General features: G+C 61.7%; 12 protein-coding genes. 7 read left to right on the top strand and 5 right to left on the bottom strand.

Annotation, left to right across the window (positions count from 1 at the left end):
* The first annotated feature begins 28 nt into the window (after positions 1-28).
* From E5A73_RS22035 to E5A73_RS20475, 3 genes are all read left to right on the top strand, one after another.
* A complete protein-coding gene (locus tag E5A73_RS22035; protein WP_135965722.1) occupies positions 29-172 on the top strand; it encodes a hypothetical protein in 144 nt (47 codons plus the stop codon).
* 72 nt (positions 173-244) lie between these two features.
* Positions 245-2,497: a beta strand repeat-containing protein gene (locus tag E5A73_RS20480; protein ID WP_135965721.1), complete on the top strand. Its 2,253-nt coding sequence runs from the start codon at positions 245-247 to the stop codon at positions 2,495-2,497.
* Positions 2,478-3,458 carry a calcium-binding protein gene (locus tag E5A73_RS20475; RefSeq protein ID WP_168356031.1) on the top strand — a complete coding sequence of 327 codons (981 nt, stop codon included), beginning with the start codon at positions 2,478-2,480 and terminating at the stop codon, positions 3,456-3,458. The genes E5A73_RS20480 and E5A73_RS20475 overlap by 20 nt, the downstream gene beginning before the upstream one ends.
* Before the next feature lie 417 nt (positions 3,459-3,875).
* Here E5A73_RS20475 and E5A73_RS20470 read toward each other — a convergent pair whose 3' ends face one another.
* From E5A73_RS20470 to E5A73_RS20455, 4 genes are all read right to left on the bottom strand, one after another.
* Positions 3,876-4,376, bottom strand: coding sequence for a CehA/McbA family metallohydrolase domain-containing protein (locus E5A73_RS20470; protein WP_135965719.1), 501 nt, complete (start codon positions 4,374-4,376; stop codon positions 3,876-3,878).
* A 330-nt stretch (positions 4,377-4,706) separates the two neighbouring features.
* Entirely contained in the window at positions 4,707-5,339 is a 633-nt protein-coding gene (locus E5A73_RS20465) for a TonB-dependent receptor domain-containing protein (protein WP_135965718.1), read from the bottom strand.
* A 98-nt stretch (positions 5,340-5,437) separates the two neighbouring features.
* Positions 5,438-5,695, bottom strand: coding sequence for a hypothetical protein (locus E5A73_RS20460; RefSeq protein ID WP_135965717.1), 258 nt, complete (start codon positions 5,693-5,695; stop codon positions 5,438-5,440).
* Positions 5,696-5,710: 15 nt separating this feature from the next.
* Positions 5,711-5,935: a hypothetical protein gene (locus E5A73_RS20455; protein ID WP_135965716.1), complete on the bottom strand. Its 225-nt coding sequence runs from the start codon at positions 5,933-5,935 to the stop codon at positions 5,711-5,713.
* 220 nt (positions 5,936-6,155) lie between these two features.
* On the opposite strand from E5A73_RS20455, the gene E5A73_RS20450 reads away from it, so the two are divergent.
* From E5A73_RS20450 to E5A73_RS20445, 4 genes are all read left to right on the top strand, one after another.
* The gene (locus E5A73_RS20450) at positions 6,156-6,536 is read left to right on the top strand and encodes a hypothetical protein (protein WP_135965715.1); all 381 of its coding nucleotides are present in this window, start codon (positions 6,156-6,158) and stop codon (positions 6,534-6,536) included.
* Positions 6,537-7,224: 688 nt separating this feature from the next.
* Positions 7,225-7,392: a hypothetical protein gene (locus E5A73_RS21530; protein ID WP_168356029.1), complete on the top strand. Its 168-nt coding sequence runs from the start codon at positions 7,225-7,227 to the stop codon at positions 7,390-7,392.
* 580 nt (positions 7,393-7,972) lie between these two features.
* Positions 7,973-8,113, top strand: coding sequence for a hypothetical protein (locus E5A73_RS21525; RefSeq protein ID WP_168356028.1), 141 nt, complete (start codon positions 7,973-7,975; stop codon positions 8,111-8,113).
* A complete protein-coding gene (locus tag E5A73_RS20445) occupies positions 8,110-9,252 on the top strand; it encodes an alpha-hydroxy acid oxidase (protein ID WP_135965714.1) in 1,143 nt (380 codons plus the stop codon). The genes E5A73_RS21525 and E5A73_RS20445 overlap by 4 nt, the downstream gene beginning before the upstream one ends.
* A 642-nt stretch (positions 9,253-9,894) precedes the next feature.
* Here E5A73_RS20445 and E5A73_RS20440 read toward each other — a convergent pair.
* On the bottom strand, positions 9,895-12,217 hold a 2,323-nt coding region (locus tag E5A73_RS20440; RefSeq protein WP_135965713.1), incomplete at its 5' end, for an amino acid adenylation domain-containing protein.

Here is a 12,217-nt window from a genome sequence, read left to right as displayed (position 1 = left end):
GTGAGCCGCCGCGTTTAGAGGGTGTATTATGGCAGTGATTTCGGGAACCTCAGGTGATGACTACCTGGTTGGCCCGTCGGGCGTCGATACCCTGATCGGGGGCGCGGGCAACGACCGCCTTCTCGGTGGAGCAGGCGCGGACGTTCTAAACGGCGGCGACGGCTTCGACTAGGCGAGCTATGGCAATTCGACAGTCGGGATCACGCTCGACCTCTATGACGGTAGCCGCACAACCGGTGATGCGGTGGGCGACACGTTCATCGGTATCGAAAGCTATGTCGGCAGCACCTATGACGATGTGTTCATCGCAGGCGCGACAGCCACGACCTTTGACGGCGGTGGCGGCATCGACGTGGTGGATTATTCGCTTTCCGTGGCCGGAATCACGCTGAACCTGACGCGGTATTGCGGCGTGATCTACGGTCCGGGTTCGGGCGGCCTCGCCGAAGGTGATACTATCTACAACATCGACCGGATCATCGGTACGAACTTCAACGACCTGTACATCCTGAACGGCAACGCCGTCATGGTCTTCACCGAAGCGGCGAACGGCGGCATCGACGAAGTGCGCACCGATGGGGCGAGCTTCGGGCTCGGCGCCAATGTCGAAAACCTCACCTATACCGGCACCGCGGACTTCTCGGGCTATGGCAATGCCAGCGACAACATGATCACTGGCGGCAGCATCGCCGATCGGCTGGAAGGCCAGGGCGGCAACGACACGCTGATCGGCGGTGCGGGCGGCGACACGTTGATCGGCGGCGACGGCTTCGATCTCGCCAGCTATGTGTCGGCTTCGGGCGACGTACTGGTCGATCTCGTCAATATGGCGGTGAATACCGGCCATGCCGCACGCGATTTCTATGCGGGCATCGAAGGCGTGGTGGGTTCGGCTTTCGCCGACACGCTGCGCGGCGCGACGTCGGCTGACTATCTCGACGGTGCAGGCGGAAACGACACCATCTCCGGATATAATGGCGACGATGTGCTCATCGGCGGCGGCGGGAGCGACACACTCGACGGTGGTGACGGTACCGACACACTCGACGGTGGTGACGGTACCGACACCGCGAGCTATGCGACCGCGGGCGCGTCGGTGCGTCTGGATTTGAAGAACTCGACTTCGACCGGCGACGCGGCGGGGGACGTCTTCGTCAGCATCGAGCGCTATGTTGGGTCCAGTTACAACGACAGCTTCGTGAGCGGGCTTTCGGCGCACACGCTGGACGGCGGCAACGGAACCGACACGATCGACTATTCAGGTTCGGGCGCGGCGGTGACCGTGGACTTGACCGGCGGTACGGGCAGCGGGGGAGATGCCGCGGGCGACGTGCTCATTTCGATCGAGAAGGTGATCGGCTCGAGCGTCGGCGACACGCTGTCGTCGTCGACGAGCGGCAATGTGCTTCAGGGCGGCGCGGGAGACGACGTCTACCTCGTCGACGGCACGGGCGTGACGATCAGCGAAGCCGCTGGCGGCGGAGCCGATGAGGTGCGCACTGCTCTGGCGAGCATGAGCATCGCCAGTTTCGCCAATGTCGAGAGCCTCGTCTTCACTGGCATCGGCGTCTTTAACGGTGTCGGCAACAACGCCAACAACATCATGACCGGCGGATCGGCAGGCGACGTGCTCGATGGCCGTGCCGGCGACGATACGCTGATCGGCGGCGCGGGCGACGACCGTCTTATCGGCGGCGCGGGTGCGGACATACTCTCCGGCGGGGACGGTCACGATGCTGCCGATTATTCATCTTCGGCCTCGGCGGTCAGCGTGGATCTGACGACGGGCACCGTGAGCGGCGGCGATGCCAATGGCGACGCGGTTGCCTCGATCGAACGGGTGATCGGCTCGAATCTGGGCGACACGCTGGTGTCGTCGACAAGCGGCCACACGCTCCAGGGCGGCGGCGGAAACGACATCTACCTCGTCGGCGATGCCGGCGTCGTGATCGTCGAATCCGGCGGCGGCGGTACGGATGAGGTTCGCACCGCACTGGCAAGCTTTACGATCGCCAGCGCCGCCAACGTCGAGAATCTCGTTTTCACCGGAAACGGCGACTTCGTCGGTACGGGGAACAGCGGCAACAACCGCATCGTCGGCGGGGCAGGCAACGATGTGTTGAATGGCGGCGACGGAAACGACGTGCTGGCCGGTGGCAGCGGGGCCGACACGCTGGCGGGCGGCAACGGGACGGACACCGCCGACTATTCGGGTTCGAGCGCGGCCGTGGCGATTGATCTGACCGCAGGCACGGCCAGCGGCGGAGATGCCGATGGCGATGTGCTCACGTCGATCGAAAAGGTAATTGGCTCGAACTTCGCGGACACGCTGGCGTCGTCGACAAGCGGCCACACGCTCCAGGGTGGTGCCGGAGACGACATCTATCTCGTCGGCAGCGCCGGTGTGACGACCGGCGAGGCGAGCGGGGGCGGTATGGATGAGGTGCGCACCGCTCTGGCAAGCCTCACGATCGCCAATGCCGCCAACGTGGAGTAATCTCACCTTCACCGGAGTCGGCGCCTTCGCCGGCACCGGCAACAGCGGAAATAACGTCGTCACCGGTGGTTCGGGGGGCGACGTGCTCGATGGACGGGCCGGCGACGACATGTTGATCGGTGGCGATGGCAACGACAGGTTGACCGGCGGAGCGGGTGCGGACGTCCTCTCTGGCGGAGCTGGTGACGACATTGCCGACTATTCGGCTTCGGCCGTGGCGGTCACAGTCGATCTAACCACCGGGATCGTCAGCGGCGGAGATGCCGCCGGAGACACGCTGATCTCGATCGAAAAGGTCATTGGCTCGAACCTCGCCGACAATTTGTCATCCGCGACGAGCGGTCATGTGCTTCAGGGTGGTGCCGGGAACGATGTCTACATGATTGGCGATGTCGGCGTGTCGATCACGGAATTCGGCGGTGAGGGCACCGATGAGGTTCGCACCGACCTGGCGAGCTTCGCTCTCGCTGACGCGGCCAATGTCGAAAATCTCGTGTTCACGGGAACTGGCGATTTTGCCGGTACGGGAAATGGCGGGAACAACTTCATTGTCGGCGGGTCGGGCGATGATACGATCGATGGTCAGGCAGGTGACGACATCCTGACGGGCGGCATCGGCAATGATTTCCTGTTTGGCGGAGACGGAGATGACATGCTCTCGTTCGCTGGCACTGGATTCGCCTTTGGCGGGGAAGGGAGCGACGTCTATGATATCGCCGCCGCCAGCGGGATCGTCTACGTGAACGAGACGGGCCTCTACGGCATCGACACGGTGTTGCTGAACGCGCAGGATGCCTCGGACGTAGAGTTTTTCCGCGTCGGCGATGATCTCCATTTCACCAATAAGGCGGACATGTCCGACGGCGTGCAAAATGCCGGAGTGGTGCTTACAGACTGGTTCGACGGCGCCGCGAACGTGGAGACGTTTGTGACCGCGGATGGGCTGCATTTCTTGATCTAGCATCATGCGGGCGAGGTTTCGCACGCTGAAGGTATAGACGAGGCGGGGTTATGCCCCGCCTCATCGATCACCCCCTGCCGCTAGGTCGCTGCTTTCGGGCACCGTGGTGCGTGGACTGGCGCTGCCGTGCTTCGTGTTTACGTACCGCCCGCTGGGAGCTGCCGCCGCCTCTGTTCTTGCCCATCTCATTCTCCATCCTCGCTGCGACTCGATGTGGCCGCTGAGGATGGGTATGACGATGCCGGACGACACATCCTGTCGTCCGACAGGGTTGGGTCATTCCTGAACCGCTACGCTTGCGACAAAAGCCGACACCGCCTCTCGATCTGCTGCGCTGGTCGCGCGATCGAATACTGGCTTGAGGTAATACAGAAGTAGGGAAAGTCAGCTTTGGGCTGAAGTTGGGGCAGCATATCATCAAGCACTCTTAGCAAGCCTCTGACGCCCAGGAGCTTTGCGAACACTCGGTAGGGGTGGTCCAAGGCGTGGGGAGCCCTTGCCCGCCATGCAGCGTTCGCCCGAGGGCAGCGCTGGATGGTTGATCGACATGATCGCCCGCGCATCGGCGATGCCCCGCTGTAGCGCGCCGACATCCGGGACCGCTTCGCTGCCCACCCGAAAATCGACGAAGCGGCGCGGGTCGGAGATGTTGACATGTCCGCCAAAGGTAGTGATCTCGATCCCTGGGATCAGCAGCAGCTTGTCGAACCACGGCTGGAACTCGCGCAGGCCGCCGAAATGTGCGGTATTGTTGTGGTCGGTCGCTGCGATGAAATCGAGCCCCGCCGCCGCGGGCGCGTCGACGATCCGCGGCTCGGCTATCGCTGCACTGGCCTCAAGACGATCGCGCTGGTCGAACCGGACGGTGACGCGGTACGCCGCACGGCTATCGCAGCGTGCGTTGGGAATGCCGAGCATCACCCGCCATTCGCCTGCGGGCAGCGCCCCGGCAGGTAGTCCGGTGTCGCATCGCTCGCGCTCAGCGTGAACTGGCTGCGGGTGCCCCGCTCCAGCCTCGAAACCGCTCGGGATGCCACAGCCCGAGGTCAATGACGGTCTTGTTAGCCTTGTCATAGTCGAGCGTCACGGTGATCCGCTCGACGCCCCTGGGAACGTCGAACGGCAGCGGTTTGTATTGCTCGTGATCGGCGTCGGTAATGTTGCCGGTAAGGGCGATGTCCGGCGCACGCTCCTGCGCCGCCGCCGCGGGAGCCGATGCGGCGAGCAGCGCGGTCGCGAGCCGGTGCGTCAGAACTTCAAGTCCACCGCGAAGCGGAAGTTGCGGCCGAGGATCAGCCGGCCGATGAACAGAAGGTCGTTGGCCTGGCCGCTGGTCAGCTCGCCCGCGCGCGGATTACCTTCGGTGAGGTCGATCGTGTTGGTCAGATTGTCGCCATAGGTCCAAAGGCTGAGCCGGTCAGTCACGCCCAGCCGCAAGCTGGCGTTGAGCACGGTATAGGCGGGCAATTCCGACGTGTTCGCCGCGTCGGCATAGCGTTTGGTGTAGTGCTCGACGTCGAGCTGCGCGCGGAGCCGGCCGTCGAACAGATTGAATGCTGGCGTCGCGTGCAGCGCCAGCTTGGGGACGCGGAGCAACTGGTTGCCCGAATAGTCGCGCGGGATCAGCGTGGTGCCCGAAAGCTCGTTGTATTTCAGGTTGCGGAAAGTCGGCTTCTGCCAGGTCGCGTTGAGGGTGAAGTCGAAGAATACCGCTGGGCGGATCGTGCCTTCGAACTCGACGCCGTACGCGCGCGCGTCGGTATATACGGTCTGCTGGATATAGCCGTTGGTCGCGGTGTTGAAGAACGTATTGCCGATCGAATAGGAGTCGAAGTCGGTCAGGAATCCGGTCGCGTATAAGCTGACAGCGGCGAGGCGCATTTTACGCCCGCTTCCCACCTCTCGATCCCCTGGATCACCGGCTGCGCGGTGGCGCTCGTGATGAAGCTCCCCACGCTGGGCAGGCGGAAGGCCGAGGTTTAGCGGGCGAACATGCCCGCGCGCTCGACGAACCGCCAGTCGGTGCCCAGCGGCCAGCCGACGAAGGTGCGGCTATACGGCACGAACACGCCGTTGCTGGTCAGTGCCCTATCGTCGGCCAAGGTCAGCGGATTGCCGAGGTTGATCGAACGACTATTCTCCTGCGCGCCGCGCGCTATCACCTGCTCGAAGCGCGCGCCGCCGTCGATGCGGAAGCCCGGCGCGATCTGCCATTCGTCCGAGGCATAGAGCGCCACGGTACTCTGCGTGCCCTAGCCATTGGCGAATTCCGAACCATAGCGGGCGACACCGCCCTCGGTCAGCGCGCCGACGACTGCGCCAGCGTTGTTCAGAGCGACCAGATCGAGCAGCCGGGAGTTGCCCGACACGTCCTGGATCGTCGAGGCCGAATAGCGAGTGCAGGTTTCCTTGACCGTCACCGGGCGCGCCTGGTTGATGAAGACGTCGTCATTGCCGTTCTGGATGCGTTGGACCATTCCGCCGACCGCTTGACCGTCGCGGGCGTGCATGCGGCACCGGACCGCGGGCGACTCCGCGCATCTGCTCGCGTCGCGCCCGATTCCGGGCCAGGATGCGACGAGCCGATAGTCATTGCCTTAATGTGGAAACAGTGCGGAGGTAGCCCATCACGACATTCCCGAAACGGGAAGTCGCGGGAGCTGTTTGGGCAGGGGATGACGCAGAAAGGACCCCGCGATGCGCCTCGCGCACGCCTCGCCGCATGCTTCGGCACTGATTGACGGAGTGCGCTTCTGGCGCCTGGCCCGTGATAGCGGCACGCCTGTCCAGCCCTTGCTGGCATCCGCTTACTCCATCGCAGGCGACGCATTGCTGGCGCCGGTCATCGATGGACTGTTGAAACTCTACGAAGCGGGGTTCCGTCGCCGATTCGATGCGGGCGACCCATCCGACGGCGACCTCACGTGCGATGAAGAGCGGCTGCTTGCTTTGCTCGACCTTGACGACGAACTGCCGCCCGACGTTCGCCCCAATCTCGTCGGCGCATTGCGCGCGGCGCTCCGCTCGACCCGAATCGTGCTTCGTATGGTGCTAGCAGCGCGGACCGGATCGGCCTGATCAAGGTCCGCCGAGGTTGGACAAAAGCGTATGCGCACCGCTCGCCTGCGGAGGGCTTATCGGTACAGGCGCGGGAAACGTAGTCGTCGAGGTTGATGGCCTGCTCCTTCAGCCGGAGCCGAACAAAAACAGCTTCACGCGGATCCCATTCGCTCCCGGAATCGCACGTCGCCGTGTCCGACGCGTATCAGCGTATAGTTGCCGGGAAGAACGATGCCGTTTTGTCTCACGGCGCCGGGGTGGATCTCATGGGTCGCCAGATCCGCGATGTCATCGACGGCCTGCGCAACGCAATTGCGAGCCATGACGCGCTGGGCCGGCCTGGTCCACTGGGACGACACCCAACCCGACGGAACCCGCGCGGCGGCCGCGGACTATGAGTAAGATGCGTCCGGCAATATCCGCCGGCCCAAGTCAACAATCACGGCGCGATCGACCGCGGCATCATAGGCCTCCTCATCACCTGTGACGAAGCCGGCCGGCGGGCCACCATGCTGGAATCCACGATCGTCACGACCCGGGTTGGTGGTCGCGTCACCTCGCCGCCGACCCTGACCTATAAGAGCGGCTCCCATACGAACCATCCTTTGCGTATTCTTCGGATTCCGACTGATGCACCGTCGGGAGCTCCAGCGCGGCGGCGTCGGTTGGACAACGGCGCGTTGGTGAACCCTATGTGCGCGGAGAGGTGCTGCTCGAGCAGTTCACCGCAATGCTCGACCGGATCGAATTGAGTGAAAGCATGTACGGCTGGCTTGTCCGAGCCCTGAAAGAGAATTTTGGCGAGTTGCACCGCGACCACGACGCTGCCGTGTCGCGTCTCCAGAGCGAGCGGGCGCGCTGCGCGAGCGCATGAAGCAGATCTAGATCGACAATCTGGACGGTCGCATCGAGACCACGATCTTAAACGCGCTCACCGCACAGTTTCGAGACCGAACGCTCTCGGTGACCTACAGCAAGCCCTTTGATATCCTGCTGAAAAGTCCGTCAAGAGCCGCCCCCGCGAACAAGGGCTCAGCGGGCAAAAACGCGAAAAGTGCGAAATGGCAGACCTTCGTGGATGATATTCGAACTTGTCTCTGGGAAGAGGCAGATGACGTCGCTGCTCGGGTGCTTAGCCTGCGATTAATTGGCGCGTTGCCTCCCTCAAATGATCGATCGCGCATCCCCGCGCCCAAGGCAGCGAAAAGCAGCAGTAGCTGAGGTCTCGGGGCAAAGGTTACGGGCGAGCTTCTCCCGACCCTTCGAGGCAAGGCTGCCACCCGGTGTTGGGGAACGGCAGCTACTCGCCCAAGAATCTGTCATTCCGCATCACCGGGGCCGCCGCCCGAAAGCCTCCGCTCGCTGGCTTGACGGCGAATGCCAGCAAGCAATTTCGGACGCTCGCTTGTTGTCGTCAAGTAGGCTAGGGCGACGCTGACATTGTTGCTAGGCCAATGACGCTGTTCTCGCTTGAAGGGTGTTGCAGAAACATGATTCTGTTCGCGTTTGGTAATGTCAATCCTGCCTCGATTGCGAAAGCATTTGAGCGTTTCAGCGCTTGGATTGGTTGCAACGGCACTCAAGCGCGCCAATGAGCCGTCGAGGTTTCGAGGGCGCAGGCATTTTCTGCGTGGAGGATCTGCGCCGGCGCGCCCGCAAGAAGCTTCCGCGGTTCGTGTTCGATTTTGTCGAAGGTGCAGCAGGGAATGAGAGCACGTTGCAGCGAAACCTTGATGCCTTTGGGCAAGTCACTATCACCCCCAGGCTTGGCGGTTGTGTTGGAGTCTCGACGCGCTGCAAATTGCTCGGACAGGATTATGACGCGCCGTTTGGGATTGCGCCATTGGGCTTGGCGGACCTGATTGGCCCCGAGGCAGATGTGATCCTGGCTCACGCTGCTGCGAGCGCCAACATTCCATATATTTGCAGTGCCGCAGCGGGAACCGGCGTCGAAGAAGTCATCCGGCGCACCGGGAGAGTTCCTTGGTTCCAACTTTACTGTCCCCGGGACGAAGCTGTCACGAACGCAATCCTATCGCGCCTTGAGATCGCGGGTGTGGACGTCTTGGTTATTACGGTCGACGTGCCTGTTCCAGGGAGGCGGATACGGGATCTTCGAAACGGGTTAGCCTTGCCGTTGCGGCCCGGAGCGCGCCTTATCGCAGATTGCATGCTTTCACCTCAGTGGACGATGCGGCGCCTGATCGGCCGAAAAATCTCTTTTCCGAACTTCGAGCGGCATATGCCGCGGGCGAGTATGCCCTTCAATGAGGTGATGGGGCTTCAGACCGGCGGCTTGCTTGATTGGCAACGGCTTCAACGGCTGCGCGAGCAGTGGCCGCGCAAACTCGTGATCAAGGGCGTGCTTTGTGCAGACGATGCCGTGCGTGCCGCCAAAATCGGTGCCGACGGAGTTATTGTCTCAAACCATGGCGGGAGGCAGTTTGACGCCGCACCGGCCGCGATACGGTGCCTCCCGTCCGTGAAAAAGGCGGTGCCGGAATCAGCCGTGATGCTGGATTCCGGTATCCGCAGCGGAACGGACGTGGCCCGAGCGATCGGGTTGGGGGCAGAGATCGCTTGGATTGGTCGTCCGTTTCTCTATGCGCTTGCAGCATTTGGCGAAGCGGGACCGAGCGAGCTCATCCGCATGCTCATCACGGATTTTAGAAACGTCTTGGCAGTCGCCGGGCGCGCAGATACGAACGAGCTATCTTCGCAACTGCTTGATTGAAGCGTCTTAGGTCCATTCCGGGCATGTCCGGCCGCAACTAATCTCGTCCACTGGCAATCGGACGCTCGATGGAACCTATACGAGACCTATGGGAGGTGGGGGGGACCGCCGATTTTCGAGATGGTCACTCGAACAGCCATTTTAATCGGCGATCGCCAGAGCCCGCAAAGAAAGGGCGCAAGTCGAGCTTCTGGTTGCTCAGGAGCCCGACCTTCGGTTTCGGGCGGGAGAGCGAGCCGCGGAATGGTTAATCCTTGGTCCTGCTTCAGGACGGGCGCCGCAGCCGCATCAAGCTCGGTGTGGCCTGTCATGGCGCTGTTGGACGCTCGAGGCGCCGCGAGGGGATTTCGATTTACAATCGAGCGCGGAGTCGATCCGAACGGCGAACGGCGAACGGCGAAGCTGCACAGCGCGCGGCAACTGTGGCGCGGTCGCAGAAGACCTTGGGCGGAGCTGCTAGATCTCTATGCGTGCGTTTTTTCGCCCAACATAGATCAGGTACCGCAACCCGCCGCGCGCTCGGGGAGCAGTGATTGCGCAGACCCCATTCTGACCGATCGCCAGCGTGACTGCGTCCTCTGGACAGCGTGCGGCAAGACCGATCGGCAGATTCCGGTAGTCCTGGCCACAGAACAATAATCGCTAAACCGAGAGCAGCGCTAGAGACATGCTCTTAGCCAGATATGCTACATTCGGATCGCTTAACATCGTATTATGCGTGCCTGGAACCTCTACTACTTTTATGCAGGAAGGTGATACGATCTCCTCCCATCCTAAAGTTGGCTCCAGCTCGACATTGTGGTAAATTTTAGGCTTAGGGCTGGATGACACAAATAAGTACATATCCATGTTGTCCATTTTAACAGCAGGCGCTGCATATTGTAAAACAGCCTCGTTGAAGGCAATACTTTGTTGGAATCTCAATATAATGTCAAGTAAATGTTCATCTTCGCGTTCGTTAAAGCGTGACAGGCACCTTTCTATGATTTCATCTTCATCCAGGCCGCTTATCCTTCTTTTGAATTCCTTGTTATCGGGAAGGACGTAGGAGATATATGCGACAAGGTCCTTAATTTTACCATCGCTGTGAACTGTAATGGAAGGAGATATTACGTCTATCAGAGCTAAAAATGATACAGACTCGCCCATGTCCAAGAGACGATCTGTAATTGCATACGCCAAGATTCCGCCCGAGGAGTATCCAGAAAGATAATATGGACCGCGAGGTTGGACCTGCTTTATCATTTCTATCATCCATACGGCCATAGATTCAATTGTGTTGAATTGCTTGTCGCTATGGTGCGGCCAAGGTAGCGCATAGATAGAAGTATTTGTGTCCATGTTGATTGCTAGTTCAAAAATGTATGAATAGTATCCAAGGCCGTCGGGAACAAAAAATATGGATGCTTGTGTAGCGGAACTGCGGATAGAAACGGCTGCCGGAGGGGTACGTGTAGCACGGAAGGAACAGTGTTCAGCAAGCGATTTTAGGTCTGATGTTTGAAATGCCTTCGAAATTTCGAAATTTATGTCCCGGTCAAGGCGGCGGCTAAACATGTGGACCACGAGCAGCGAGTGTCCGCCGAGTTCGAAGAAGTTGTCGTGACGGCTGATCCGCTCGACGCCGAGCAGCTCGGACCAGATCGCGGCAAGCGCCTGCTCGACCGGCCCTTGCGGTGCCTCATAGGCCTGGCGGGCGAAGGCGTCGCCATCAGGCGCCGGCAGCACGCCTCGGTCGAGCTTGCCGTTGGGGGTCAGCGGCAGCGCGTCCAGCAGCACATAGGCGGCAGGAACCATATAGTCGGGCAGCACTCCCGCCAGATGCGCGCGCAGGGCCGCGATCCACGCGCTGCGGCTCTGCTCATCTCCTGGTGAGTGTCCAGCCGGCACAACATACGCGACCAGCCGCTTGTCTCCGGCCTCATCGTGACGGGCGAGAACCGCTGCGGCAGCTACGTCGGCATGCTCGGCAAGCCTGGCCTCGATCTCGCCAAGCTCGATCCGGAACCCGCGGATCTTCACCTGATGGTCGTTGCGGCCCAGGAACTCGATATTGCCGTCGGGCAGATAACGCGCAAGGTCACCCGTCCTGTAGAGCCGGTCGCCCGCCACGAACGGACTCGCCACAAACCGCTCCGCGGTCAGCTCGGGCCGGTTCAGATAGCCGCGCGCCACACCCGCGCCGCCAATGTAGATCTCTCCCACCGCACCCAACGGCACAGGACACATCGCGCCGTCCAGCAGATAGATGCGCGTGTTCGATAGCGGTCGGCCAATCGAGGTGCGCGAACTTGTCTCGCCCAGTTCGCAGGCGGTGCAGATCATCACGGCTTCGGTCGGGCCGTAAAGCTCCTTCACCTGTGCATGCGGGAAGAGCGACGACAGGCGCTGCAGCAAGGCCAACGGAACGGCCTCCCCACCGACCAGCAGGAGTCTTAGATGCGGATAAAGACTGTCCGCCTCGGTGCCGAGGCGTTCACACCAAGTCTGCATCAGGCTCGGGACCGCGTGGAAGACCGTAGCCGAGCCGGTCCGGCGGATGAGCGTCTCCACATCCCTGCTATCGCCGCTCGCGACAAGCTGGCTGCGCCCGCCGGCCGCCAGTGGCAGAAGAAGCTCAAGCAGGGAGATGTCGAATGCTGGCGATGCCAGGTTCGGCATGACATCACCGGCCACGGGGCCAAGGCACGCCTGGGAGCCGAGCAACCTCGCTGCCATGCCTTTATGCTCGACCAAGACGCCTTTGGGGGTACCGGTGGAGCCTGAGGTGTAGATTATATAGGCAAGGTTGCGGCTGGTGAGGCCGAGGCTTGCGGGATCGGGGCTGGTCGAGGGTTGCTCGGTCCATGGGGCGGTCTCGTTCAGGTCGAGTACCGTTGGGGCGGGGGCGAGGCCGGCGCGTGCCGCATCCAGCGCCTCGCGTGCCGCTTCATGGGTCAGGATTGCGCGCGGCCCGGCGTCGGCC

This window comes from Sphingomonas gei (assembly GCF_004792685.1).
GTDB classification, from domain to species: domain Bacteria; phylum Pseudomonadota; class Alphaproteobacteria; order Sphingomonadales; family Sphingomonadaceae; genus Sphingomonas; species Sphingomonas gei.
Note: the sequence above shows the minus strand (reverse complement) of the source record. Positions and strands in the feature narration are given on the sequence as shown.

Bases quoted from the DNA above. Each gene is read 5' to 3' on its own strand.
- E5A73_RS22035 (WP_135965722.1), top strand. From the start codon at position 29: ATGGCAGTGATTTCGGGAACCTCAGGTGATGACTACCTGGTTGGCCCG.
- E5A73_RS20455 (WP_135965716.1), bottom strand. From the start codon at position 5,935: ATGGTCCAACGCATCCAGAACGGCAATGACGACGTCTTCATCAACCAG.
- E5A73_RS20475 (WP_168356031.1), top strand. From the start codon at position 2,478: ATGCCGCCAACGTGGAGTAATCTCACCTTCACCGGAGTCGGCGCCTTC.
- E5A73_RS20470 (WP_135965719.1), bottom strand. From the start codon at position 4,376: ATGCTCGGCATTCCCAACGCACGCTGCGATAGCCGTGCGGCGTACCGC.
- E5A73_RS20450 (WP_135965715.1), top strand. From the start codon at position 6,156: ATGCGCCTCGCGCACGCCTCGCCGCATGCTTCGGCACTGATTGACGGA.
- E5A73_RS21525 (WP_168356028.1), top strand. From the start codon at position 7,973: ATGACGCTGTTCTCGCTTGAAGGGTGTTGCAGAAACATGATTCTGTTC.
- E5A73_RS20445 (WP_135965714.1), top strand. From the start codon at position 8,110: ATGAGCCGTCGAGGTTTCGAGGGCGCAGGCATTTTCTGCGTGGAGGAT.
- E5A73_RS20465 (WP_135965718.1), bottom strand. From the start codon at position 5,339: ATGCGCCTCGCCGCTGTCAGCTTATACGCGACCGGATTCCTGACCGAC.